The organism is Blautia sp. TM10-2, from assembly GCF_003480845.1.
GTDB lineage: Bacteria > Bacillota > Clostridia > Lachnospirales > Lachnospiraceae > Fusicatenibacter > Fusicatenibacter saccharivorans.
Genome location: NZ_QUJZ01000013.1, coordinates 42,960 through 69,718, shown reverse-complemented (window position 1 = coordinate 69,718; position 26,759 = coordinate 42,960). Strand labels below are relative to the sequence as shown.

Below are 26,759 nucleotides of genomic sequence, written 5' to 3'. Positions count from 1 at the left end.
CCGGTGGAAGCTGCCGGCGGCAGGGACTGCAGATGATGTGAGAATTAATCTTCGACATCGCGGGTAATATTTCGAACCCAGATGTACTTTTTATAATGATGATAAACGGCAGGAAGCTTTACAATTTCATCGAGATTTACAATGCAGTAAACCACCATAACCGGAAGCTTCAGCCAGAATGCGGCAAGAAAGCCAAGCGGTACAGAAAAGCACCACATAGCGCCGATGTTTCCCTGCATATCAAATTTCGCATCGCCTCCGGCACAAAAGATACCGTCGAGAACGGTGGTGTTGACCGATTGTGCCATCAGGTTCAGACCGCAGAAGAGAAGCATGTACTGCAGGTACTCGGCTGCGGTATCGGAAAGTGGGGCAAAATGAACGATGGCTGGGGAAATAAGCATCAGCAGGCCGCCGGTCACAATGCCGATGGCAATGGAGAGATGGCTTAAACGTCCTCCATACTCACGGGCTTTTTCCAGCTCGTTCGCGCCGAGCAGATTTCCGATCAGAACACCGGCACCGCCGCTCACACCGCGGATCAGGCAGGAGAGGAGGCTCTTTGCAATCGAGGTAATCGAGTTTGCTGCAACAGCATCGCTTCCCATGTGGCCCATGATAACGGAGTACAGAACGTAGGCAATTCCCCAGACGAGGGAGGCCGCAAGCACGGGAAGCGTGTAGCGCCAGAAGTCTTCTGAAAGTATTTTCCCTGCGGAAGAGAAGAGGCGGTTCCAGAGAATCCGTACACGCTCCGGTTTCTTTGTCTCGAGATAAGCCCAGATCAGTTCCACAACGCGGGCAGCTACCGTTGCATAAGCTGCTCCGCGGATCCCAAGTGCCGGAGCACCGCAAAGACCGTAGATGAGGATGGCATTTAAAATGATGTTCAGTACAACCGCAGTGGAACTGATGCGGGAGCTGACTGCTGCATGACCGGTGTTTTTCAGCAGGATCAGATAGACCTGCGAAATACCGCAGAGTACGTAGGAGAGTGCAACAGCGCGTAAATACTGGCTTCCGCTTGCAACCAGGGCCGCATCATTTGTAAAGATGCGCATCAGCATTTCGGGACAGAAACCGGCAAGGATGGTAAACAGGCCGGAGAACAGCAGGTTGGTGCGAAGTGCGATCGGAATCACTTTTTCGATCGAAGCGGCATCCTGTTTCCCCCAGTACTGCGCTGCCATAATACCGGCGCCCGCCGCGATGCCTGAGATAAAAAGGCTCAAAACAAACTGCACCTGTCCGGCCAGTGAAACAGCAGACAACGAAGTCTGATCAATCCAGCCCAGCATGATCGCATCCGTTGCGCTGACGAGAGCCAGCATAAAATTCTGGATCGCAATCGGAAGGACGAGGAGTTTTAGTTTCTGGTAAAATTCATCCTTAAAATTCATTCGTGTTTTCATAAAAATTCCCCCAAAGTATAAATAGTAGTTTTTGCTGTATTATAGCGGAAAGGAAATGGGAAAACAATGGCTAAAACAAGCTATTTTCTGGTCATTTTTGACATTCCCTGTATAATATAGAAGAAAAAGAACTTTTCCGGTGCCCGTGTCCGGTACGCCGGAAAGCGGAGAAGAAGTTTGATCAGAAAATCAGGTTTCCTTCAGCAGAAACTCCAGGATTTCTGCTATCAGAATAAATATGCCGGCAGCGGCTGTCTTTATAAAATCCAGAAATCCATGCAGGAGCTGGAGAAGCTTTTGAAAAAGAAAGATAAGAAACGGAAGTAGGTTCGGCTGCCATTGGAGCCGTCGTCGAAACAAACGGAAATATACGAAAAAATTGTGAAATTTAATAGAATTATAAGACCTGTTTTCGCTGTTTTTAACAAAAGTAAAGAAACAGTGAAAAAAAGGTTGCTTTTTTCGGCAGAATCCTTTATAATCTTATTTGTGTTCAGCGAGTGGATCATCCAATGAAACACAGAAAAACAAAAGTAAGCGCCTTTAGCTCAGTTGGTAGAGCAGTAGACTCTTAATCTATTTGTCCAGGGTTCGAGTCCCTGAAGGCGCATCGAAAGCACTGTTTTTGCAGACCTGAGAGCTGCGGGGACGGTGTTTTTCTTGTTTTACAAGCAAAATACCAAAAGTCTGTGTATCAACTTTTTTACATTGCGATAGAAACAGAGAAAAACCGGCAGCGGAGCGGTCTTACTTTTCAAGAGACCGTTCTGCTGCCGGTTTGTATTTTGGATGGGAATCAAATCATTTGCGAAAGCATTCCGCTACAGAAACCGTGCCTCCATCTTACAGATCGGGTTTCCGATTGAGGAAAACTTCTCCTCATATTCCGTCATTACATTTCCTTCTGAGAGAACCACATCGTGGTGCAGATCGTATGTGAATGCAGTGAGTTCCCATCCTTCTGCATTTTTCATCTCTTCAAGAGAGTAGTCAAACAGATCTTTATTATCGGTCTTGAATTCCAGTGTTCCGTCCTTCTTTAAAATCTTCTCGTACCGTGCAAGAAACTCATGCGATGTCAGTCTCCGTTTCGCATGGCGGTCTTTCGGCCACGGATCGGAGAAGTTGAGGTAAATGCGGTCTACCTCGCCCTCAGCAAACACTTCCGGAAGCTGGCGTGCATCCATGCGGATAAAGAACAGGTTTTTGATTTCCGTCTCCAGTTTTTCCCGTTTCTGTACTGCGCGGAGCAGCACGCTGTCGTACATTTCAATGCCGACGTAGTTGATTTCCGGATGCAGAACCGCCATATCCATCAAAAAGCGGCCCTTTCCCATACCGACCTCAATATGAATCGGATTTTCATTTCCAAAAATTTCAGCCCACCGTCCCCGGCAGCTCTCCGGCTCCTGCACAACGAACGGACAGGAAGCAATCACATCTTTTGATCCTCTGATATTTCTAAGGCGCATATGCGTAAAATTCCTTTCTTAAGTGATAAATATTAGAATAAAAGCCAATCATATCCAGTATATCATAGCTCCCGAAAAAGCAAAACAGAAAAATCCCGTTTTCAAATTTTCAAAGTTTTCAAAATACTATATACAATATCAACCTGCACATAGCATTTCTTATCAGCAATATGACAATCGGATTGGAACCATATCGAAATCATATGAGGGACCATCTTTTGGCTATTGAGATTGGAAGAAAAAATATGACCCATTGTCTATTTTTAATCAAAAAGTCGATCGAAATTCCACTTTTTTTTACGATTTCAATATGTCAACTTTGGAAAAAAAGGTGTAGAATACTAACAGCAAAGATGCGGGGAGTTTTCCTCGTCTTTGTTGTCTTTTAAATAAATAAGGAGGGAAAGCGATGCTATGGAATCTGTAATTAACAAACTTGCAGAGATCGAAACGGCTGCTACCAAGATTATGCAGGCTGCCGAGAATCAGAAGAAGCTCCAGGATGAGCAGCAGGAAGAGCGGATTGCAAAATTCGATGCAGATCTGGAAGCGGAAACGGCAAAGCGGATTGAAGAGATCACAACAAAACTTCATTCTACTACAGATGCGGATCAGAAAAAGCAGCGGGACTCTGCCGCCGAACTTCTATCTTCACTGGACGCTTATTACGAGCAGAATCACGGAGCACTGTCCACACAGATTTACGAAAACATTATAAGGAAGTGAAACGATGAGCGGTCTATTATCCTACAGCGGCCTTACCACAAAGATAAGAGCCATGCAGAGCCATCTTTTAAACGACCAGAATTTTCGGGAAATCGTGGAACTGGAGAGTGTACCGCAGGCAGTTTCTTACCTCAAGCAGCATAAAGGCTATGAGGATCTGTTTGAGGGCTACAACGAAGCTGACCTTCACCGAGGTCAGATCGAGAAAATGCTGCGCCTGACGGTATACCGGGATTTTTCCAAGCTGTACCGTTTTGCAAATGTGGAGCAGAGAAAGTTCCTTGCGCTCTACTTTAAACGATACGAAGTGTCCGTTATCAAAGAATGCCTGAACACGGTATTTGATCACCGTGATGTGGTATTGAACCTGTCCATATTCGACGAGTTCTTTAACAAGCATTCCCAGCTGGACATCAATCTTCTGGCGTCCTCCAGGACGATCGAAGAACTGATTGCGAACCTGAAAGGGACAGAATATTATGCCCCGCTGTCGCAGCTCGCGGATATCGAGCGTCCGACCCTGTTCGACTATGAGATGACCCTGGATCTGTATTACTTTGCACAGATGTGGAAAGACAGATCAAAAGTAGTGACAAAGCGGGATCTGGAAGAGCTGACCGCTGCATGGGGAAGCAAGTTTGACATGCTGAACCTTCAGTGGATCTACCGTTCCAAACGCTATTATCACATGACCAGCGCACAAATCTACGCCCTGCTGATTCCGGTTCATCACCGGCTGAAAAAGGATGTGGTAAAGGCACTGGTAGAAGCCGAGAATATGAGTGCATTTTCCCAGCTGCTGGAACAAACCTATTATGCGAAACGGTATGATTCCTTCAAAGTCGATACGCTGGAATCCATGTATGCAGCCATTATGAAGCACATACTTTCCAGTGAATCCAGACAGGATCCTTATTCCGTTGCCACCATATACTCATACCTCTATCACAAAGAGCACGAGGTAAACCGGCTTATTATTGCACTCGAGTGCGTACGTTACCGTATCAGCGCTGACGAGGCAATGCAGCATATCGCAAAAACTTAATACACGGGGAGGTGTACTCATTGATTGTCAAGATGAAATTTTTGAGCATCACCGGGCCGAAAGCCGACATTGACCGTGTGGTCAACACTTATCTCTCAAAATATGAGATACATCTGGAAAACGCTCTGACGGAGCTGTCTACGATGCAGAATATCACACCGTATATCCAGATCAACCCATACAAAGAGACCTTAAAACAGGCGGAAGATTTTACAGCACTTCTGCCGGAAGACAAGCGTACCACCACGAAAAGACTTTCCCTGGAAGATGCCATCAACTGTGTCCATGGTTTGGATCACACCCTTGGCCAGTTGAACCAGGAGCGTACAGAACTGGAAGCAAAAAAGAAAGACTTGATGGAAAAAGCACAGAAAATCGAGCCGTTCCAGGATCTGCACTGCAATCTTTCCTCCATTCTGGATTTCCACTTTATCAAATTCAGATTCGGAAAGATCACAAAAGAGTATTACAACAAGTTTGAGAGCTACTGCTATGAGAACAGCGATACGGTATTCTACCGCTGCCATTCCGATGAGCAGTATGTATGGGGCATTTACTTCTGCCCGAGAGATCAGGTCACGAAAGTGGACGCCGTATTCTCATCCCTGCACTTCGAAAGAATCTACGTTCCGGACGAGTACAGCGGAACGCCGGAGGATGCTTACGCAGCACTTCAGGCAGAAATCAAAAAGACAGACGATGCACTCAGCGAGTGCTCACGGAAACTGGCAAAATGCCTTTCGGATTCCGCAGAGGATCTGGTTGCAGCAAAAGAGCAGTTAGAGCAGCTCTCCGGCAACTTTGATGTCCGTCGCCTGGCAGCCTGCACAAAATCTAAGAAGGAAACCTTCTATATTCTGTGCGGCTGGATGTCGGAAAAAGATGCCGCTTCCTTCCAGAAGGACATCGAAAACGACACAAATCTCTTCTGCTTCATCGAGGATGATGCAAACAACGTTCTGCGTCAGCCGCCGACAAAGCTGAAAAACCCGAAAATCTTCCGTCCGTTTGAGATGTACGTGAAGATGTACGGACTGCCAAATTACAATGAAATTGACCCTACGATTATCGTAGGACTCACCTATGCCTTTATTTTCGGAATCATGTTTGCCGATGTAGGACAGGGATTGTGTCTGCTGATTGGCGGCGCACTGCTGTACCACTACAAGAAGATGGATCTGGCAGCGATCATGAGTACCTGCGCGGTATTCTCTGTGATCTTCGGATTCTTGTTCGGCAGCTTCTTCGGATTTGAGAATGTCATACCGGCCCTCTGGCTGCATCCGAAGGAAGCGATGACAACGCTTCCGTTCATCGGTTCGATGAACACCGTATTTGTCGCAGCGGTTGCATTTGGTATGTTCATGATTCTGACAGGAATGGTTCTGCATATGATTAATGCAGCAAGAAACCATAAGCTCGGCGAGCTTCTGTTCAGCCAGAACTCCCTGGCAGGCTTCATTTTCTACGGAGCCCTTGCCGTTACACTCGTTCTCCTGTTCAGCGGCCATAAAGCTCCGGCTGTCGGCGTGATGGTAGTCATGTTCGGTATTCCGCTTCTTGCGATCTTCTTAAAAGAGCCACTGGAGCGTATGGTAGAGAAGAAGGGCAATGCATTTCCGGAGACTGGAAAGGGAATGTTCTTTGTACAGGCATTCTTCGAACTCTTCGATGTGCTTTTGAGCTACTTCTCCAACACAATTTCCTTTGTCCGTGTCGGCGCATATGCAGTCAGCCATGCGGCTATGATGGAGGTTGTCCTGATGCTCGGCGGAGCAACAGGCGGCGGCAGCATCAGCTGGCCGGTTATTGTTCTCGGAAATGTCTTCGTTGCCTGCCTTGAGGCACTGCTGGTAGCGATCCAGGTACTGCGTCTGGAGTATTACGAGATGTTCAGCCGGTTCTATGAAGGAGACGGAAAACCGTTTGTTCCGTTTTTGAAAAAAGGCGAGAAATAAAAGAGGATTCAGAGCCATGCGAAATGGAAGTGAATATGGCGGGAAGCTGTATCGGGAAAAAGTGAAAATGGCTCCGGATCGCAGCAAAGAGTAAATTTAATGAATTAACTTCAGGAGGAAAACTATTATGAACTCAGCATTTGTACAGGTACTTACTGCAATCGCAATGGTATTAACCATCGTTGTTCCTATGACTTATTACTTCAAAGGTGAGCACAACAAAAATCGTTACAAAAAATCTCTGGCAGCCAATGTAAGCGGCTTCTTCGGCCTTCTGCTGATCGCAACCGTTGTTTCCTTCGCAGGCGCAACAACTGCATCTGCTGCAACAGAAGCAGGCGCTGGTCTTGCAACCGGTCTTGGTTACATCGGTGCAGCTCTTGTTACAGGTCTTTCCGGTATTGGTTCCGGTATCGCCGTTGCATCTTCCGCAAGCGCAGCTCTTGGAGCAATCAGCGAAGACGGCAGCATCTTTGGTAAATCCATGATCTTCGTAGCTATGGCCGAAGGTATCGCTCTGTATGGTCTGATCATCTCCTTCATGATTCTTGGTAAACTTTGATTCCAAAACCGGAAGGTATTGATCTTCACCTTAAGTTGGAGGAATCATAAATGAAAATGTTCTTGATCAGTGATAACGTAGACACTCAGACGGGCATGCGCCTGGCCGGAGTGGAAGGCGTTGTCGTTCATGAGCGCGAGGAGCTTTATGATACACTGCAGAAAACACTGGCAGACAAAGAGATCGGAATTATTCTCCTTACAGAAAAGTTCGGGAAGGAATTCCCGGACATTCTGGAGGATGTCCGCCTCAACCATAAGCTTCCGCTGCTCATTGAAATTCCGGACCGTCACGGTACCGGAAGAGCGCCGGACTTTATCACTTCCTTTGTAAATGAATCTATTGGATTAAAACTGTAAGAATGCCCTGGAGGTGACACACATTGACTACTGAGGAAAAACTTCAGAATTTTTATAATCATTCCCTGGACAGTGCAAACCGTGAAGCAGAACGTGTGATCGGCGATCACCAGAAAGCTCTGGATAAGATCTTCGAGGAGCATAAAGCAACCGCAAGACGTCAGGCAGAAGAAGAAGTTGCTGCCGAGACCGAGAAAGCAAAACGTGATGTCAATAAGACACTGTCTGCGGATCAGCTTCATATCAGACGGAAGCTGTCCCGTAAAAATCTGGAATTAAAAGAAAAACTGTTTAAAGAAGTTCGTGAAAAACTTACCGCTTATAAAAAGGATCCATCCTATGAGGAGTATCTGGAGCGCAAAATCCGCGAAGCCGTTACGTTTGCCGGAAATGACAAACTGACCTTATATCTGGATCCGTCAGACGAAGCTCATAAGGCTTCCCTGGAGCAGAAACTCTCCGTAACCCTTACCATTTCGGCCATGCCGTTCCTTGGCGGCGTGCGCGCGGTCATTCCGGAGAAAAATATTCTGATCGATAATTCCTTCGAGACCCTTCTGAACGAAGAGCGGGAGAATTTCATCTTTCACGGAGGTGTAGAGCATGAATAAAACCGGAGTTATCTATGGAATCAACGGTCCGGTCGTATATCTGAAAGGAAACACCGGATTTAAAATGTCCGAGATGGTTTACGTTGGTAAAGAACGTCTGGTCGGCGAGGTTATTGCCCTGACAAAGGATACCACTACAGTACAGGTTTTCGAGGAAACCACAGGACTGAAACCAGGCGAAACAGTTACCGCATCCGGAGATGCCCTCTCTGTTACACTGGGACCTGGAATCCTGAACAACATTTTTGACGGTATTGAGCGTCCGCTGTCCGAGATTGCAAAGCAGTCCGGTAAATATATCAGCCGCGGTCTTACCGTAGATTCTCTGGATACAGAGAAAAAATGGGATGTCCATGTAACTGTTTCAGAAGGCGAAGAGCTGATGGGCGGCGCAATCATTGCAGAGACACAGGAGACCCGTTCCATCGTACACAAATCGATGGTTCCGCCGGATGTCAACGGCACGGTTATCTGGGCTGCCAAAGACGGAAAGTACACCATCCTTGACCCGATTGTAAAACTGAAACTGGAAGATGGCACCGAAAAAGAGATCACACTGGCACAGAAATGGCCGATCCGTGTACCGCGTCCAACCCTGAAAAGATATCCGGCATCCGTTCCGCTGATCACAGGACAGCGTATCCTGGATACGATGTTCCCGATCGCAAAAGGCGGCACAGCAGCCATCCCTGGCGGATTCGGTACCGGAAAAACCATGACCCAGCACCAGATCGCAAAATGGTCTGATGCCGATATCATCATCTATATCGGATGTGGAGAGCGTGGAAACGAGATGACACAGGTTCTGGAGGAGTTCCAGGAACTGATCGACCCGAAGAGCGGCAACCCGCTGATGGACCGTACCACCCTGATCGCCAACACATCCAACATGCCTGTTGCAGCCCGTGAGGCATCTCTGTATTCCGGACTGACACTGGCTGAGTATTACCGCGATATGGGCTACGATGTAGCAATCATGGCAGACTCCACATCCCGTTGGGCAGAGGCACTTCGTGAGCTGTCCGGCCGTCTGGAGGAAATGCCTGCCGAGGAAGGTTTCCCGGCATATCTGGCATCCCGTCTGTCCGCTTTCTATGAGCGTGCCGGCATGATGCAGACCCTTTGCGGCGCAGAGGGAAGCGTATCTATCATCGGAGCCGTATCTCCGCAGGGTGGTGACTTCTCCGAGCCTGTTACCATGAACACCAAACGTTTCGTCCGCTGCTTCTGGGGACTGGACAAATCGCTGGCTTACGCCCGTCATTTCCCGGCGATCCACTGGCTGACCAGCTACAGTGAATACCTGCAGGATCTGTCGCCGTGGTACAAAGATCACGTAAACAAAAACTTCGTAGATATGCGAAACCAGTTAATGGGAATCCTGAACTCTGAGAGCTCCCTGATGGAAATTGTAAAACTGATCGGTAGCGATGTTCTTCCGGATGACCAGAAGCTGACCCTGGAAATCGCCAGAGTTATTCGACTGGGCTTCCTGCAGCAGAACGCATTCCATCCGGATGACACCTGCGTATCTCTGGAAAAACAGTACAAGATGATGGAAGTTATTCTTTATCTGTACAAGAAATCCAAAGCGCTCGTAACGATGGGCATGCCAATGTCCGTACTGAAAGAGGACAAGATCTTCGACCGCGTCGTTTCTATTAAATACGATGTACCGAATGACCGTCTGGATCTGTTTGACACATACAAAAAAGATATCGACACCTTCTACGATAAGGTACTCGAGAAGAATGGTTAAGGAGGGAATTCATCATGGCAATTGAATATTTAGGCCTTAGTGAGGTCAATGGCCCTCTGGTTGTTCTGGAAGGTGTAAAAAATGCTTCCTACGAGGAAATCGTAGAATTTACCGTAGACGGCAATGAGAAAAAACTGGGACGTATCGTTGCCGTATACGAAGATAAAGCCGTTATTCAGGTATTTGAGGGAACTTCAAGCATGTCTCTTACCAATACCCATACCCGTCTGACCGGACATCCGATGGAGATCGGACTTTCCGAGGAAATCCTGGGACGTACCTTTGACGGTATCGGAAAACCGATCGACCGCATGGGACCGATTGACGCAGAGGTAAGAAGAAACGTCAACGGCCTGCCGCTGAACCCGGTTACCCGTAAATACCCAAGAAACTATATCCATACCGGTATCTCTGCAATCGACGGTCTGACCACCCTGATTCGTGGACAGAAGCTGCCGATTTTCTCCGGAAACGGACTTCCGCACGACCAGCTGGCAGCACAGATCGTACAGCAGGCATCCCTGGGAGATTCTGATGAAAAGTTCGCAATCGTATTTGCCGCTATGGGTGTTAAATACGACGTAGCAGAGTTCTTCCGCCGGACCTTCGAGGAAAGCGGTGTATCTGACCACGTTGTTATGTTCCTGAACCTGGCAAATGACCCGGTTGTAGAGCGTCTGATCACTCCGAAGGTAGCGCTGACAGCTGCCGAGTACCTTGCATTCGAGAAAGGCATGCATATCCTGGTTATCCTGACCGATATCACATCCTTCTGCGAGGCTATGCGTGAGGTTTCCTCCTCCCGTGGAGAGATTCCTTCCCGTAAAGGTTATCCTGGATACTTGTACAGTGAGCTGGCTACGCTGTATGAGCGCGCCGGAATCGTACAGGGCGTAGAGGGATCCGTAACACAGATTCCGATCCTGACCATGCCAAACGATGATATCACGCACCCGATCCCTGACCTGACCGGTTACATCACCGAGGGTCAGATCGTACTGGACCGCCAGCTTCACGGCCAGTCTATTTACCCGCCAATCAGCGTGCTGCCGAGTCTTTCCCGTCTGATGAAGGACGGTATCGGTGAGGGCTACACAAGAGCCGATCATCAGGACGTAGCGAACCAGCTGTTCTCCTGCTATGCAAAGGTAGGAGATGCGCGTTCCCTGGCATCCGTTATCGGTGAGGATGAGCTTTCTCCGATCGATAAACAGTACCTGGTATTCGGTAATGAATTCGAGCATGAATTCATCGGCCAGGGAATGGATGAAAACCGTTCCATGGAAGATACGCTGAACAAGGCATGGGAGCTTCTTGGACTGCTTCCGAGAGAAGAGCTCGACCGTGTCAACACCAAGGTTCTGGATCAGTATTATCATCCGACCACCATTGATGCAGTAGCAAAAGCAAAGGCAGAAGCCGATGCCATGAATGAGTAAGCGAGAGGAGTGAGATCGGAATGGACCCGAATACCTTTCCTACCAAGGGAAACCTGATTCTTGCAAAGAACTCTCTGAAACTTGCCCACATGGGTTACGAGCTGATGGACAAGAAGCGGAATATTCTGATCCGCGAGCTCATGGGCCTGATCGATGAGGCGAAGGATATTCAGCGTCAGATTGATGTGACGTTCCGCGAAGCATATGCGGCGCTGCAGATTGCTAACATGGAGATCGGTATCACCAACGTACAGACCGTGTCCTATACCGTTCCGGTGGAGGAATCCATCCGGATCAAGACAAGGAGTATCATGGGCGTGGAAATTCCGCTGGTAGAGGCTGATACGTCCGGACAGGCCCCGACGTATGCTTACTACAGCACGAAGGAGTCCCTGGATCAGGCAAGACAGGCCTTTGAAAAAGTAAAAGACCTGACCTTAAACCTTTCCATGATAGAGAACTCGGCGTACCGCCTTGCTGCGGCAATCAAGAAAACACAGAAGCGTGCCAACGCGCTGAAGAACATCACGATTCCGCATTACACCCAGCTGTCCAAGGATATCGCGGACGCACTGGAGGAGAAGGAGCGCGAGGAGTTCACACGACTGAAGGTCATCAAACAGAGAAAGAACAAGGCAAGCTGATAAGGCTTTCCCGGAATAGAGATGAAAAACCCGCTTGGGCCGCGAAGAGATTTGCGGTGCCGGGCGGGTTTTTATGTGTCATGCAAAAAATATGTTTTTGGCTGTACTTTTTGTGCAAAAATTTTATAAAAATTTTCTATCTTTTTAAAACGGTCTTTGCTATAATACGTAAGGCGATTGTAAAAAAAGTTAAGATTTTGTAAGCTGTAATGCTTTTTGGAGGCAGGAAGATGAAACACAAGAAACAGAAAAAAACGAAAAAAGCAGGGCGCATTCTGCTGGCTGTGTTTGCAGTGTTGATCGGAACGCTTGGCGTGCTGCTGTTTACGTCCGAGCGCTGGATGCGGAAAACATGGCCGAATCTGAGCATGGAAGAGCTTGTTTACCAGTTAAAGGCCCCGATTGCCGGAACCAGCCATGATCTTCTGATGAGTTATGTCTGCTCAAGTGCGCTGATCGCAGCGGCAGCACTCATCCTTCTGATTCTGGTCAGCATTTTTCTTCGGGAAAAACGCAAAGCCCATGTGGCGTTCGGGATGATCTGTATCGCGGCAGGAGCCGCCAGCATCGTCTATTCCATCAATGACGTGTGGGCAGCACTGGACGTAAAAGATTATCTGAAAAATCAGAGCACGTACAATACCGTGGTAGAAGACAACTACGTAGATCCGGACCGCGTGAATATCACGTTCCCGGAACAGAAACGAAATCTGATCTATCTCTATCTGGAATCCATGGAGAGCACCTACGCAGACAAAGCCTCCGGCGGAGCATTCGATAAAAACTATATCCCGGAGCTGACCCAGCTTGCCGCAGACAACATCAGCTTTTCCAACACGGAGCTGCTTGGCGGCGGCCAGCCTACCGTAAACGCAACCTGGACCATTGCCGGAATTTTCGCACAGACCTCCGGTCTGCCTCTCAGCATCGGAATCCAGCGAAATGAGATGGCATATCAGGCCAGCTTCTTCCCGGAAATCAATACCCTGGGTGATGTCCTGGCGGATGAAGGCTACAAGCAGTATTTCTTCATCGGTTCAATCGGACAGTTCGGCGGCCGGGAAGAGTACTTTAAAGAGCACGGTGACTACGAAGTAGACGATTACAGCTGGGCTATGGAAAAAGGCCTGATCCCGGAAGGATATTACGAATGGTGGGGCTATGAGGATGAAAAACTCTTTTCCTTTGCCAAAGACCGCCTGACCGAAATCGCAGCAGAGGGAGAGCCGTTCAACTTCACCATGCTGACCGCAGACACCCATTTTGAGGATGGATATCCGTGTGAGCTCTGCGATGAAGAAAACGACGGTGACAACCAGTACGGAATGGTTCTGCACTGCTCCAGCAAGCAGGTCACCGAGTTCGTTTCCTGGATTCAGCAGCAGGATTTCTACGAGAACACAACGATCGTAATTTCTGGCGACCATCTGACGATGGATTCCGATTTCTGTGAGAACATTGATCCGGACTACACCAGAACCGTATACAACGTGATCATCAACTCTCCGATCCAGCCGCAGCAGGAGAAAAACAGAAGTTTCACCACCATGGACATGTTCCCGACCACGCTTGCCAGCCTCGGCGCCACCATCGAGGGCGACCGCCTCGGCCTTGGAACCAACCTGTTCTCCGGCGAGCAGACACTTGCTGAGAAGCTGACCTTTGACCAGTTCAATGATGACCTCTCCCAGAAATCCAAATTCTTCGAGAAAATGGAAGAGCAGGTAACCTCCATCTGGACCAAAACCGATGAGGGCTGGAAGTTCTACATCGAAGACGAAGACCGCTGGGCCAAAGGCGAATGGGTATCCCTGAACCCGCACCGCTATGCGAATGACACCGAGCAGAGATACTACATCGATGCAAACGGCTATGCTGTCAAGGGATGGAAGCTGATCGACGGAAAGTGGTACTACTTCTCCGTCAAGGGAAGCTACCGCCTCCTTGAAGGACCTTGCGACGAACCGTTTGATGTGGATGAGTCGCAGTATTCTTAAAAAATAGAACATATAAAAACACCGGCTTCCCGGAGACAGATAAAAATCTGTTTCCGGAGAAGGCCGGTGTTTTTTGTTAATTCAGAGAGAGACTACAAAAGAGTGATGTATGATTCGATTATCTTGCCTGGAAACGGTCATAAACGGTTTGCACAATTTCTACTGCACGATCAACATTCATCTGCTTCAGCTGAGCGATAAAATCATCATATTCATCCATAGAAATAACACCTGTGATAAACTGAGATGTTTTTTCGTTTACAATTGTCGTAACATCAGTCATGATTTTGCTGTATTCTTTGTTTTCGTCTGAAGAAATACCCATAGCACTGACATCAGGCAGACAGTTTTCGGTGCCAGCTTCTGCCCAGATATCATAGGAAACAAGATCTTTTTCCGGAACGGCGGCAAGCTCACGTTTCCAGTCCTGCAGGCAGACACGGGAAGGTGGCATAGTGAAATAAGCCATTGCCTGTGCAAAAGTATAATCTTCGTTGGCAGTTACTTTGGAGGTGAAAACTGGAGTTCCGTCTTCCTGATATTCAAAAGTATCGCCCTCGGTACCATAGTTGGCTAAAAGAGCACCTTCCTCGCTGAAGAGATAATCCAGCCATTTTACACAGAGCTCGGCATTTGGAGAATCTGCGGAAACTGTGATGCACGGACCGAGCAGATAATACATATTTAATTTTACAGTATCTTCAGCATTTACTTTCGGGGCAGGAACAGGAACGTACTCGGCATTTGGATCTGAGTTTGCACCTTCGTATGCTGCGATTAATGTGTAAATAGAGCAAAATGCACCGGTTTTTCCTGTGGTAACCATTGCATTGTCCGGAAGGACTGCGTTTGTAGACATAAAGTCAGGATCAATTAATCCCTCACTGTACCAGCGATGCATCATTTCAACATAATCTTTCCAGCCGCTTTCAATCGGTCCGTATTTAACAACGCCGTTTTCCTGATAGAAAGTATTGGAAACTCCATAACCGGCATTTAAGGCATTGGCAAATACATCATATCCAGTATAAGAAAGCGTCAGCGGAGCAGTTGCACCTTCCTGGTCTTTAAAAGCAGTAAGCATGGTTTCCCAGTCATCGTAGGTGACCGGAGTATCCATACCGAGGTCATCGAGCCAGTCTTTGCGGACATACATGCCGGCATATGGTCCCTGCTGTTCTGACATGATCTGATAGATACCGACCATACGTCCGTCATTGGTATAAGCACTGCGCTTCAGATTTTCATCTTCTTCTCCGGCCTTTTCGAGAGCAGCCATATAATGAGGAGCATACTTCTGGATGAGATCTGTCAGGTCCATATAATAGCCATCGTCTACAGCGGCATCAAGACCGTCAGGATAAACATAGGAAGGGCCACTGTTTTTGATCATATCCGGCAGTTCGCCGCCTGCGATCATAAGATTGTAAGCAGATGCTTCGTCTCCAATGGCGGGATGCTGAAATTCAATATGTACATTCGTTTTTTCTTCCAGCTTTTGAAAAAATTCTGTATCACCGAGAGAATCTACAATACTTGCAGCATTGGCATCCATAGGAGTCCAGAGAGTTAATGTTGTTTTCTCATCCACTAATGGAAGAGAAACTTCAGTATCTGCAGCAGAAGTGTCAGAACTTACAGAAGAAGCTGCAGAAGAAGTATTAGAAGAAGCAGAGGTGGAACTGCCGGAAGAAGTGCTGCCGTTAGCACCGCATCCTGCCAGAAGAACAACGCTCTGTAATAAGGCGCCCATGCGTATAGCCTGTCGTATTCTTTTTTTCATACTTGAAATCTCCTTTTCTTTTGATTTTCGTTCTAATGTTCGTGCACGTTACCTGTATTATAAGAGAAAGGTGGGAAAAAAGAAAAGAACCAGTTTTTGCGTCAGGTGCAGTTTGCCGTCAGAATCAGAATTGCCAGAATGTGTTTTGATTGCCGTTTTGCGTGATCCTTGGGCAATTTTGAGACTTTTCCGGGGGTGCGTGCTATAATTTAAGGAAGAAAATGCATGGGGGATGCAAAAGATGAAAGAGAAAAAAATATTTTTATCCGTGATGAAAACGTATCTGGTGTTGGTGATGATCCTGTTGATTGTACTGATTGGCTGTTCTTTTTATTCCTATCAGAGTTTTAAGAGCAATACGAAAAATGCGCAGGTTGCATTATTAAATCAGGTACAGCATGAGATGGACATTCGGCTGGAAAATATTTCAAAGATCAGCCAGCTTCTGGCGGATCATCCGATTGTTCAGGAAATAGCGGAACTGGAAGATGAGCAGCCGGAGTATCAGCTGAAGTATACAGAATTGAATCAGGTTCTGCGCAATGAAAATACGATGCAGCAAAGTGAAGCAGAAACGGTATTGTATTTTAAAAACAGCAACGCTGTGTTTACTGGAAACTATCGGTACCAGGACGAAAATTTGGATGCATTTTTGAAAAAGAAAGGAATTTCTGAAGAAGAATTTCAGAATCTGGTTTCCCTGGAAAGAAATAAGGGAGCATATCAGATTTTAAAATCGGGCACAAAAAGTGCGGTACTGATCCATTTAAACCCAATTTTGGATAAAAGCTATCATCGGGCTGGTGTAGTTATTACGTTTGTTTCTGTCAGAGAGTTTGAAAAAATATTAAACCTGAGTGACTATATTGAGCAGAGTATTTGCTGCATGGCAAACGGAGATCGCTCCCTGATGATTGGTACCGTTCCGGAGGGACAGGATGTGCTGCAGCAGAACAGTTATGAAGAGATTGTGTGCAATTCCGAACCTGTGATGCAGGAAATACAGGGAAAACGATATATTACAATGGGAATATCTTCCCAAAGCGGAGTATGGAACTATTATTTTTCTATTCCAATGTCGATTTTTTATCAGCAGAACAGAACATATTTTATCATTATTGCGGGTGCTGTTCTGATGAGCCTGTTGGCAGGCGTTTTTCTGGCATGGCATTACAGTAAAGCATTTTCAGAACCAATCCAGGAGATTCTGGATACGTTTCGGATGGATGGAGCAGACAGTTATCCTGAAATGATGAAATCCTTGGAAAAAACAATGCTTGTCTATGAGTATAGGCTGCATGACATACAGAAACAGTTAAGAGGAAGTATGCAGCAGCAAAAAGATGAGTTTCTGTTTTCCATGTGCAGAGGTAATATCAATGAGAAAAAAGTACAGGAAAAACTGAGTAAATATGAGATTTCATTAAAAAATGCTCCGTTCGAATTTATGATGTTCCAATACAGGGAGATCGAAGAATCTACATTTTGTGTGAATGGTACGGTAGATTATGATCTGCTGTTGTTTGTAAGTCAAAATGTTATTGAGGAGTTGCTTTGTAAGAACGGAGGGGCTGCATTTCGTCATGACAGAATGATCTTGTGTATCTGTCAGCCGGTGGAAGAGGCTGATGTACTCAATCAGCTGCTGAACCAGATCGTTGATTTCCACAAGGATGTTATTCATGCAGAACTGTGTGTGTTCCGCGGAGGCCAGGGCAGTGAGCTAAGCGATATTCCAGAGCTGTTTTTAAATGCGGAGGAAATGGCAAACTATAAGACTTTCTGGGAAAAGGATATTCCGAATATTTTAGACTATCGTGACAGCAAATCCAGGAAAGCGCTGGAAGAAGATTCTATTTCGCTGGATATTCAGAAACGCTTTTTAAATCTGCTGTCCATCAAAGACTACACGAATGCGTATGAACTGCTGACAGAACAGTTAAATATGGTGGAACAGGGAGAAATCAAAAACTTTCAGTTGGAGCGATACAAAATTTATGGTTTGGTAAGCAATCTGTTGGAAGGAATTCCACATGTGGATCAGCTCGAGAAAAACAGCACGGAAGAAGCAAGACAGATCGGTGAGATTCTGGAATCACTTTCTAATGTAAGATCACTGCAGGAGATCAGGGAAAAAATTGATCTTCTGTTTGAAAAAATTATTTCCTATCAGAAGGGAACGGAGAAAGAAGGCTTTCCATGGGTATGGGAAGTGCAGAGTTACATTGAGAAAAACTATGCAGACCCGCAGATGGATGTGCAGTATCTGGCGGAAAAGTTCCATCTGTCAACATCACATCTGAGCAGAAACTATAAAAAAGTAACGTCAATTGGTGTGAGAGACAACATTCATATCGTGCGGATTGCGAAGGCAAAAGAACTTTTGATGCAGGGAATGAGCGTGCAGGAAATTGCGGAAAAGGTAGGATATGTGGAATCCAGAGCATTGATTCGTACGTTTAAACGGTATGAAGGAGTGACTCCGGGCCAATATCGGGAAACTATGGTGCAGAAATAGCAGAAAATGAGTACCACCACAAGAAAAGGCCATAAAAAAGCAGCAGAAAAAGGAGGGAAGCCACAAAAAGTGGTTCTTTCGAACCGGCAGGGAAGACGATACAATCAGATTAATGATAAGTCCGGCGGGAAGAAAGGAGCACATATGAAAACAAAAAAATTTACAAGGAAGGAAATCGTAAAAGACTGGAAGAAAAACAAACTGCTGTATCTTATGGCGGTTCCGTTGATTGCATTTTTTATCGTATTTGCATATCTTCCAATGGGAGGCATCCTGATGGCATTTGAAAATTACAAGCCAAAACTTGGAATTCTCAGAAGCCAATGGGTAGGTCTGGAAAATTTTAAAGACTTTTTTCAATCGGTATTTGCGTGGCGTGTCATTCGGAATACGGTTGTGCTGAGTATGTTGCAGCTGATCATTGAGTTTCCGCTCACGATCATTTTTGCGCTGCTTCTGAATGAACTGAAGGATTCCATTTTCAAAAAAGGTGTACAGATGATTACCTATATGCCGTATTTTATTTCCATGGTCGTTCTGGCAGGTATCATTGTAGACTTTACCAAAAGTACAGGTGTCCTGTCGCAGATCGTTACCTTTTTTAGTGGAAAACAGGTAAATCTGTTATCCGATCCGGCGTGCTGGCGTCCTTTGTACATTGTTTCGGATTTATGGCAGGGACTTGGCTTTGGAAGTATTATTTATGTAGCAGCACTTTCCGGCGTGGATCAGGAACTGTATGAGGCAGCAAAAATTGACGGAGCAAACCGCTGGAAACAGACACTGCATGTAACACTGCCTGGAATTTCCTCCACCATTATTATTATGTTGATTCTGCGAATCGGTTCCATCATGTCGGTTGGATATGAGAAGACCATTCTTTTATATAACCCTCAGGTTTATGAAACCGCAGATATTATTTCCAGTTTTGTTTACCGAAAAGGTCTGGAAGAGTTTAACTATGGATACAGTACGGCTGTCAGTCTGTTCAACTCTGTGATTAACTTCATTATGCTTGTAAGTGCAAATGTTATCAGCCGGAAGTACTCGGAAACAAGTCTGTTTTAGGAGGAAAAAACATGAAAAAAACAAAAACGTCTCTGGCGCGAAAAATATTTATTGTATTTGACTATCTGGTTCTAATTTTTCTTGCAGTTGTATGTTTGCTGCCGATTCTTCATGTGGCGTTTGCATCGGTTTCTGATCCCAACTGGGTCATGAACCAGAGCGGATTGATTTTAAAATCACATGGTTTTACGCTGGAGGGATATAAGCTGGTATTTCAGACAAGACAGTTGATGGGAAGCTATGGAAATACTCTTTTTTATGTGTTTGCATCGACAGCACTTGGAATGCTGATTACTGTATTGGGAGCGTATCCGCTTTCGAAAAGCGATCTGCTCTGGTCGAATGCACTGATGCTGATTATTTCCTTTACCATGATGTTCAGCGGAGGAATTATCACGTTCTATATGGTAGTAAGAAGCCTTGGAATGTACAATACCCGCCTTGCGGTTATTCTTCCGACGTGTGTCAGCGCATTTAACCTTATTCTGGTCAGAACGGCAATGGCAACGCTTCCGAAAGAACTGGAAGAATCTGCGCGTCTGGATGGGGCAGGACCAATTGCTGTACTTTTTAAGATTGTTCTTCCATTGATAAAAGCAACGCTTGCAACAGTAACGCTGTACTATGTAGTTGCAAACTGGAATTCCTGGTTCAATGCATCCATTTTCCTGACAGACCGGGACAAATATCCACTGCAGCTGATTCTGCGGGAAGTACTGATCCGAAACGATACAAGTTCGGCAACATCCGCATCTTCAGGAGAACTTGCAGGACTTGCGGATTCTTATAAGCAAATTATAAAATACTGCACCATTATGGTGGCATCTGTTCCAATTTTATGTTTTTATCCGTTTGTTATGAAGTATTTTAAAAAGGGTGTTATGGTAGGATCAATCAAAGGCTAAGGAGGAAGATCATGGAATTTTACGAAAAAGTCAATCGAATTGCGAAAACAGAAAAAGGAGAAATTGAGGGGATTCCGGGAAATATTCCACAGTATACGGTATTTAAAGGGATTCCTTATGCAAAAGCCCCAGTTGGAGAGCTCCGCTGGAGAGAGCCGCAGGAAACAGAAAAGTGGGAAGGCGTTTATCATGCAGATCATTTCGGACCGATTGCGCCGCAGATGCGCCACCCGAAAGGCAGTTTGTATGGTGATGAATTTTTCCAGTCCGCAGAAGATATGAGTGAAGACTGTCTGTACCTGAACATCTGGACGCCGGAAGTGAAGGAGGAGAAAAAACTGCCGGTTCTGTTCTGGGTACATGGCGGCGGACTCACAGGTGGATATGGATTTGAACCGGAGTTTGACGGAGAAGCTTTTTGCAAAGAAGGCGTGATTCTGGTAACGTTTAATTATCGTCTGGGCGTTCTTGGATTCCTCTGCCACGAGGATCTGGCAAAAGAAAGTGAGCATGGTGTTTCTGGAAACTATGGTCATCTTGACCAGATTGCCGCACTCAAATGGGTAAGAAAAAACATTGGTGCGTTTGGCGGAGATCCGGATAATATTACAATTTTTGGACAGTCTGCGGGTGCATTCAGTGTGCAGACAATGCTTGTGTCACCGCTTACCAGAGGAGATATTGCCGGAAGTATTATTATGAGCTGTGCGGATATCAACTGGCCGGATCCAGGCATGGGGCAGAAACCGATGGAAACAGCAGAAAAACAGGGCGCTGAATTTATGAAAGATGCAGGATGCCATTCCATAGACGAACTGCGCGGCAAGAGTGCAGATGAGCTAATGGCAGTTATGATGAAGGGATTTATGAAATATCCGATGGGAACGGTGATCGATCATTATCTGCTGGATGAGGCAGTATCCGACAGTTATTATCAGGGAAATTACCCGGATCTGCCGATGATGATTGGAAACACCGCCGGGGAATGGACTCTGGTATTCGGCGTACCGGAAGACCCGGAAGTCTGGAAAGAACAGCAGCGTCAGATGATGGGACCTGCAGCGGAAAAATACCTGGAACTGCTGCAGGTAGAGAAAAAAGAAGACATTATGCGCGCGATTCAGGAAAGCCATTCCTGGATGGTAAAAAACAGAGTATTGTGTGAGCTGAATATCAGACATGATCATAAACCGTGCTATCTGTATCTGTTTGACCACGATCTTCCAGGGAACGAGGCAGGATCCTTCCATTCCTCCGAGCTGTGGTATGTATTTGGAACTGTTGCACGCTGCTGGCGTCCAATGACGGGAACGGATTATGATATTTCCAGAGTTATGACAAAAAGCTGGGCGAATTTTGCAAAACAGAAAAATCCAAATGGAGAGGGTGTACCGGAATGGAAGCCATATCAGCCGGAGAATCCTCAGAACATGGTATTTTCGGAAAAGACAGAATGCAAAGAAATCAAAGAACTGGAAGTACAGCGGTATTTAAAAGAAATTATGCTGGAACATGCATAAAAGGCTGAAAGAAAAGGAACCTGGGCAGAAAAAGCAGGTTCCTTTTCTACATAAAAAGACAAATTCCAGGGAAAAATTCTCCGCTCCGCCTTTTGGCGGAATTTTCTGCATTTTTTGGTACAAAACGTATAAAGATTGTGAAATAAATAATTATCAATTGAATCATCTTACAAAACATGGTAAAATATGGCTATCAATCGGCGGACAAAGCGGAAAAAAGAAAGGGGATTTGAAAACAATGGGTTACAAATCAGACATTGAAATTGCACAGGAATGTACCATGCAGCCGATCACAGCGATCGCAGAAAAAGCAGGTATTGATGACAAATATCTGGAGCAGTACGGAAAGTACAAAGCAAAAATTGATTACAACCTGTTAAAAGACACCGATGCGGAGGATGGAAAACTGATCCTTGTTACAGCGATCAACCCGACACCGGCAGGAGAAGGAAAAACAACAACATCCGTAGGACTGGTAGACGGACTTTCCAAAATCGGCAAAAAAGCAATGGTTGCACTTCGTGAGCCATCCCTTGGACCGGTATTCGGCGTAAAGGGCGGAGCAGCAGGCGGCGGATACGCACAGGTTGTTCCGATGGAGGATATCAACCTTCACTTCACCGGTGACTTCCATGCAATCGGCGCAGCAAACAACCTGCTGGCAGCTATGATCGACAACCACATTTTCCAGGGCAACGCTCTGAATATCGATCCGAGAAAGATCACCTGGAAACGATGCGTAGATATGAATGACCGTCAGCTTCGAAGCGTTGTAGACGGCCTTGGCGGAAAGACAAACGGAATGCCAAGAGAAGACGGCTACGATATCACCGTAGCATCTGAGATCATGGCAGTTCTGTGTCTGGCAAGCGACATCTCAGATCTGAAAGAAAGACTTTCCAGAATCATTATCGGATATACCTACGGAAAAGTAGCTGAGCAGAAACCGGTAACCGCAGGCGATCTGCACGCAGAAGGCGCTATGGCAGCACTCTTAAAAGACGCTCTGAAACCAAACCTGGTACAGACTCTGGAAGGAACACCGGCCATTGTTCACGGCGGACCATTCGCAAACATCGCACATGGCTGCAACTCTGTAACAGCAACCAAAATGTGCCTGAAATTAGCAGATTACACTATCACAGAGGCAGGCTTCGGTGCTGACCTTGGTGCTGAGAAATTCCTCGACATCAAATGCCGTATGGCAGGCCTGAAACCGAACGCAGTTGTAGTCGTAGCAACCGTTCGTGCCCTGAAATACAACGGCGGCGTTCCGAAAGCAGAACTGAACGGCGAGAACCTGGAAGCTCTGGAGAAAGGTATGCCGAACCTTCTGAAACACGTAAGCAACATCACAAACGTATACAAACTGCCATGTGTCGTTGCCATCAATGCATTCCCGACCGATACCGAAGCAGAGCTGAAGCTGGTTGAGGAGAAATGCAAAGAGCTCGGTGTTAACGTTGTTCTGTCCGAGGTATGGGCAAAAGGCGGCGAGGGCGGCGTAGCCCTGGCAGAAGAAGTTGTCCGTCTCTGCGAGCAGCCGAACGATTTCACCTATGCATACGATCTGGAAGGCTCCATCGAAGAGAAACTGAACGCCATCGTTCAGAAGATCTACGGCGGAAGCAGAGTGGTTCTGACCGCAAATGCACAGAAACAGGCAAAACAGTTAGAGGCTCTCGGATTTGGCAACTGCCCGATCTGTATGGCAAAAACCCAGTACAGCCTGACCGACGATCAGACCAAACTCGGTGCACCGACCGGATTCGAAGTTACCGTACGTAACCTGAAAATCTCCGCAGGTGCAGGCTTCATCGTAGCCCTGACCGGTGACATCATGACCATGCCAGGTCTGCCGAAAGTTCCGGCAGCAGAGCGTATCGATGTAGACGCTACTGGAAAGATTACAGGACTGTTCTAATAACACAGGATATCGTCTTGAAAAGACAGAATAAAGCATGAAATAAAACACAGAAAAAAAGAGACATTCCTTCGTGAATGTCTCTTTTTTTACGTTTTTATTGCAAAATATTACAAAAGATAATATAATTTCTAATGGTAACATGGAGAGAAAAGCAGATATAATATAGTAAGGGAGTTACTTGCCAATGACATCGAAGAAAAAATTGAGAAGTCTTCTGGGCGGTACACTTTTTATGGTGCTGATGCTCAGCGTACATCCGACGACTGTTTCCGCGAGTGCTGTGGGGAGCAGCACGGTGATGGACCAGTCTGTGGAGACAGAGGATCAGCAGAGCGGGATACAGAGTGAAACGCAGACACAGGCTTCACAGGACAGCGGTGCTGCTGTGCGGGCCAGTCAGAATGGCTGGGTTAAGGCAGGCGACAGCGGCTGGTATTTTTATGAGAACGGACAGCTGAAAACAGGATGGCTTTACCGGAATGGAAACTGGTACTGGCTGGATCCGGACCGGAACGGCCGCATGGCAGAAAACAGCTGGTTCACATACGATAATAATTTTTATTATGCCAAGGGAGACGGAGCAATCTATAAAAATGGTTTTCAGGAAGTAGATGGAAACCTTTATTATTTCCAGAGCTGGGGCGGCATTCAGAGAAATGTGTATCTCAGCATCAGCGGAAAAATGTATTATGTACAGGAAAATGGTATCGTTGCCCGTGGAATAGTCAGAACAATGAATGGACATGGTGATCTCTGCGCATTTGATGATACTACGGGAGCGCAGATCACACAAAAAGGCTGGCTGAAAAAAGGCACATCATATTATTGGGTAAGAGAAGACGGCGTCCTGCAGACCGGCTGGCTGCTGTACGATGATAACTGGTACTGGTTTGATGATAATGGTGTCATGATGGCATCCGGCTGGAAAGAAATCAACAACAATCTGTATTACTTCCAGAGCTGGGGCGGCATTTATAAAAACGGTTTCCAGAGCATCGGAGGAAACGAGTATTATTTCCGGAGCTGGGGTGGTGTATATCGAAACACCTTCTTTACCGTAAAAGGAAAAACCTACATAGCGCAGAATGACGGATCGATCTATCATGCCAGCCAGACCGGCTGGGTTCAGCTGGGAGATCAGACTTACTGGATCAATCAGGATGGTTCTGTTCAGACCGGCTGGCTGAAGCTGGAAGGCAAATGGTACTGGCTGAAAGCGGACGGCACACGTGCTGCATCTGAATGGATCACGTATGACAACAACCGATACTATTTCGACGGTGACGGTGTGATGTACACCGGAATGAAAGAGGTTGACGGAACAAGATATTATTTCCACAGCTGGGGCGGCGTTTACCATAACGAATCTTTTACCTGGCAGGGAAAGAAATACTGGGCAAAGGATGACGGAACCTTCTATACAGGTGTCTGCGATATCAATGGAAAGAAATACTATTTTCTGGAAGACGGCGAGCAGATTACAAAAGAGGGCTGGTATCTGACCAACGGAACGTATTACTGGATCAACAAGGATACGTCGCTTCAGACCGGCTGGGTGAAATATGACAACAACTGGTACTGGATGAAAGAAGACGGTACGATGGCATCGTCTGAATGGATCACCTACGACAAAAACCGCTACTATTTCCGAAGCTGGGGCGGCATGTACACCGGAATTCATACCATCGGCGGAACAAAATACGCATTCCAGAGCTGGGGCGGTCTGTACCATGATCAGACATTTACCATCGGCGGTAAAACATACTATGCCAATTCAGATGGAACATTTGCCACCGGCTGGGTGCAGAACGGCGGAAAAACGTATTATTTCGATGAGGACGGCACAAGCCATACGGGCTGGCTGCTTCTGGACGGAACGCATTACTGGATCAACGCCAATGGAACCAGAAGAGATGACGAGCTGTTTCAGTACGACGGAAACTATTATTATGTAGACAAAAACGGCGTTATGGCGACAAGCGGCTGGGTATACTGGGATTATAACTATTATTATCCGAGAAGCTGGGGCGGCATGTACAAGAATGCGTTTATTACCTATGATAATAACCTCTATTACCTTGGATCTGACTCGAAAATGGCAATCGGCTGGCAGTCGATTGGCGGAAATACATACTATTTCCGAAACTGGGGCGGCATGATAACCGGAAAACAGGTGATCGACGGAAAAACGTATGTGTTCGATGAGGACGGCAAGCTGGTACAGAGTCCGGACGGATTTGAACCGTCCGCGCAGATCGGTGTCCGCACCGTACGGAACTTTCTGAAAAATGCACTGCTTCCGCTTGGAAACACCCTGTATATCTGGGGAGGCGGCCACACAGACGCAGAGGCAGAGAGTTACGGCGTCAATGCGCAGTGGAAACAATTCTTCAATACACAGAATTCCACCTACAACTATTCCGATCATCTGTATGAGTACGGAAAAGGTCTTGACTGTTCCGGCTATGTCGGATGGACCGCACATCAGGTGACGAAAGAGTATGCAACGACAACCTCCACTGGAATGCCGGCCTACTTTGCAAGAAAAGGCTGGGGAACCTGCGTGACAGGCGATACGTCCCAGAAATTTACGCCGGGTGATGTGGTCAGCAAGAGCGGTCATGTCTGGATTGTCATTGGCCAGTGCTCGGACGGCAGCGTGGTTGTCATTCATGCGACACCGCCGTATATTCAGCTTGGCGGAACCGTTTCTTCAACAGGAAGCATTAACAGTGAAGCTATTGAGCTGGCAAATGAATACATGAAAATGTATTATCCGGTTGCGTATGAGCGGTATGGTGTAAAAGTTCTTGACCGGTCCTATCTGACCGGTGTGAATCATTTCACCTGGAGCAGCAGTATCTTAAGTGACAGTGAAGGCTACCGCAGGAAGAAACCGGCAGAAATCCTGAACGATCTGTTCCAGTAAAATATCTTCTATAAAAAATAAGAGAGAATACAAAAAAACTTTGTAGTTCGTGTATTCTCTCTTTCTTTTTGCGCTGGAATTGTCTATACTAGAAGGTGCGTGAAAGACGCAGATCAGAAATACAA

20 protein-coding genes and 1 tRNA gene are annotated in these 26,759 nt (G+C 46.5%); 18 read left to right on the top strand and 3 right to left on the bottom strand.

The genetic code is table 11. The annotated features are described in order from the left end of the window. Positions 1 to 44: 44 nt before the first annotated feature. A complete protein-coding gene (locus DXD92_RS13850; RefSeq protein WP_118640757.1) occupies positions 45 to 1,412 on the bottom strand; it encodes an MATE family efflux transporter in 1,368 nt (455 codons plus the stop codon). Between the two features lie 177 nt (positions 1,413 to 1,589). Between DXD92_RS13850 and DXD92_RS18600 the strand changes: the two genes are divergently transcribed. After that, complete coding sequence (locus DXD92_RS18600) at positions 1,590 to 1,739, top strand: hypothetical protein (protein ID WP_156327623.1); 150 nt, start codon at positions 1,590 to 1,592, stop codon at positions 1,737 to 1,739. Positions 1,740 to 1,949: 210 nt separating this feature from the next. Continuing rightward, positions 1,950 to 2,022, top strand: a tRNA-Lys gene (locus tag DXD92_RS13845). Positions 2,023 to 2,233: 211 nt separating this feature from the next. Here the strand turns inward: DXD92_RS13845 and trmB are convergent. Next, positions 2,234 to 2,884 (bottom strand): tRNA (guanosine(46)-N7)-methyltransferase TrmB, encoded by a 651-nt coding sequence (gene trmB / locus DXD92_RS13840; RefSeq protein ID WP_117761983.1) that lies wholly within the window; start codon positions 2,882 to 2,884, stop codon positions 2,234 to 2,236. A 414-nt stretch (positions 2,885 to 3,298) separates the two neighbouring features. Here trmB and DXD92_RS13835 point away from each other — a divergent pair, with 414 nt between their 5' ends. The 10 genes from DXD92_RS13835 to DXD92_RS13790 all read left to right on the top strand — a co-directional run bounded on the left by DXD92_RS13835 (position 3,299) and on the right by DXD92_RS13790 (position 13,984). Then, the gene (locus tag DXD92_RS13835; protein ID WP_055220224.1) at positions 3,299 to 3,610 is read left to right on the top strand and encodes a hypothetical protein; all 312 of its coding nucleotides are present in this window, start codon (positions 3,299 to 3,301) and stop codon (positions 3,608 to 3,610) included. A 4-nt stretch (positions 3,611 to 3,614) separates the two neighbouring features. Then, positions 3,615 to 4,655 (top strand): V0D/AC39 family V-type ATPase subunit, encoded by a 1,041-nt coding sequence (locus tag DXD92_RS13830; RefSeq protein ID WP_022461690.1) that lies wholly within the window; start codon positions 3,615 to 3,617, stop codon positions 4,653 to 4,655. A gap of 11 nt (positions 4,656 to 4,666) precedes the next feature. Then, positions 4,667 to 6,613: a V-type ATP synthase subunit I gene (locus tag DXD92_RS13825; protein ID WP_308054128.1), complete on the top strand. Its 1,947-nt coding sequence runs from the start codon at positions 4,667 to 4,669 to the stop codon at positions 6,611 to 6,613. Positions 6,614 to 6,740: 127 nt separating this feature from the next. Then, complete coding sequence (locus DXD92_RS13820) at positions 6,741 to 7,175, top strand: ATP synthase subunit C (RefSeq protein ID WP_022461688.1); 435 nt, start codon at positions 6,741 to 6,743, stop codon at positions 7,173 to 7,175. A 50-nt stretch (positions 7,176 to 7,225) separates the two neighbouring features. Next, on the top strand, positions 7,226 to 7,534 hold the full coding sequence (locus DXD92_RS13815; RefSeq protein WP_055220228.1) for a V-type ATP synthase subunit F: 309 nt from the start codon (positions 7,226 to 7,228) through the stop codon (positions 7,532 to 7,534). Positions 7,535 to 7,557: 23 nt separating this feature from the next. Further along, positions 7,558 to 8,145, top strand: coding sequence for a V-type ATP synthase subunit E (locus tag DXD92_RS13810; RefSeq protein ID WP_055220230.1), 588 nt, complete (start codon positions 7,558 to 7,560; stop codon positions 8,143 to 8,145). Continuing rightward, positions 8,138 to 9,904 carry a V-type ATP synthase subunit A gene (locus DXD92_RS13805; RefSeq protein WP_022461685.1) on the top strand — a complete coding sequence of 589 codons (1,767 nt, stop codon included), beginning with the start codon at positions 8,138 to 8,140 and terminating at the stop codon, positions 9,902 to 9,904. The genes DXD92_RS13810 and DXD92_RS13805 overlap by 8 nt, the downstream gene beginning before the upstream one ends. Positions 9,905 to 9,918: 14 nt before the next feature. Then, entirely contained in the window at positions 9,919 to 11,343 is a 1,425-nt protein-coding gene (locus DXD92_RS13800) for a V-type ATP synthase subunit B (RefSeq protein WP_022461684.1), read from the top strand. A gap of 20 nt (positions 11,344 to 11,363) precedes the next feature. Further along, the gene (locus tag DXD92_RS13795) at positions 11,364 to 11,987 is read left to right on the top strand and encodes a V-type ATP synthase subunit D (protein ID WP_117801544.1); all 624 of its coding nucleotides are present in this window, start codon (positions 11,364 to 11,366) and stop codon (positions 11,985 to 11,987) included. Between the two features lie 230 nt (positions 11,988 to 12,217). Then, positions 12,218 to 13,984, top strand: coding sequence for a sulfatase-like hydrolase/transferase (locus tag DXD92_RS13790; RefSeq protein WP_117801543.1), 1,767 nt, complete (start codon positions 12,218 to 12,220; stop codon positions 13,982 to 13,984). A 118-nt stretch (positions 13,985 to 14,102) separates the two neighbouring features. Here the strand turns inward: DXD92_RS13790 and DXD92_RS13785 are convergent, their stop codons facing one another. Continuing rightward, on the bottom strand, positions 14,103 to 15,767 hold the full coding sequence (locus DXD92_RS13785) for an extracellular solute-binding protein (protein WP_055267699.1): 1,665 nt from the start codon (positions 15,765 to 15,767) through the stop codon (positions 14,103 to 14,105). Positions 15,768 to 16,008: 241 nt separating this feature from the next. Here DXD92_RS13785 and DXD92_RS13780 point away from each other — a divergent pair, with 241 nt between their 5' ends. The 6 genes from DXD92_RS13780 (at position 16,009) to DXD92_RS13755 (ending at position 26,634) form a co-directional block, all read left to right on the top strand. Beyond that, positions 16,009 to 18,285, top strand: coding sequence for a helix-turn-helix transcriptional regulator (locus DXD92_RS13780; RefSeq protein WP_158579602.1), 2,277 nt, complete (start codon positions 16,009 to 16,011; stop codon positions 18,283 to 18,285). 144 nt (positions 18,286 to 18,429) lie between these two features. Continuing rightward, positions 18,430 to 19,353, top strand: coding sequence for an ABC transporter permease (locus tag DXD92_RS13775; RefSeq protein WP_055267750.1), 924 nt, complete (start codon positions 18,430 to 18,432; stop codon positions 19,351 to 19,353). An 11-nt stretch (positions 19,354 to 19,364) separates the two neighbouring features. Further along, entirely contained in the window at positions 19,365 to 20,258 is an 894-nt protein-coding gene (locus DXD92_RS13770; protein WP_117801541.1) for a carbohydrate ABC transporter permease, read from the top strand. Between the two features lie 11 nt (positions 20,259 to 20,269). Continuing rightward, positions 20,270 to 21,778: a carboxylesterase/lipase family protein gene (locus DXD92_RS13765; RefSeq protein ID WP_055267694.1), complete on the top strand. Its 1,509-nt coding sequence runs from the start codon at positions 20,270 to 20,272 to the stop codon at positions 21,776 to 21,778. Between the two features lie 238 nt (positions 21,779 to 22,016). Continuing rightward, positions 22,017 to 23,702, top strand: a complete 1,686-nt coding sequence (locus DXD92_RS13760) for a formate--tetrahydrofolate ligase (RefSeq protein WP_055267749.1) — start codon at positions 22,017 to 22,019, stop codon at positions 23,700 to 23,702. Between the two features lie 187 nt (positions 23,703 to 23,889). After that, positions 23,890 to 26,634: a hypothetical protein gene (locus DXD92_RS13755; RefSeq protein ID WP_118640753.1), complete on the top strand. Its 2,745-nt coding sequence runs from the start codon at positions 23,890 to 23,892 to the stop codon at positions 26,632 to 26,634. The last annotated feature ends 125 nt before the right edge of the window (positions 26,635 to 26,759 follow it).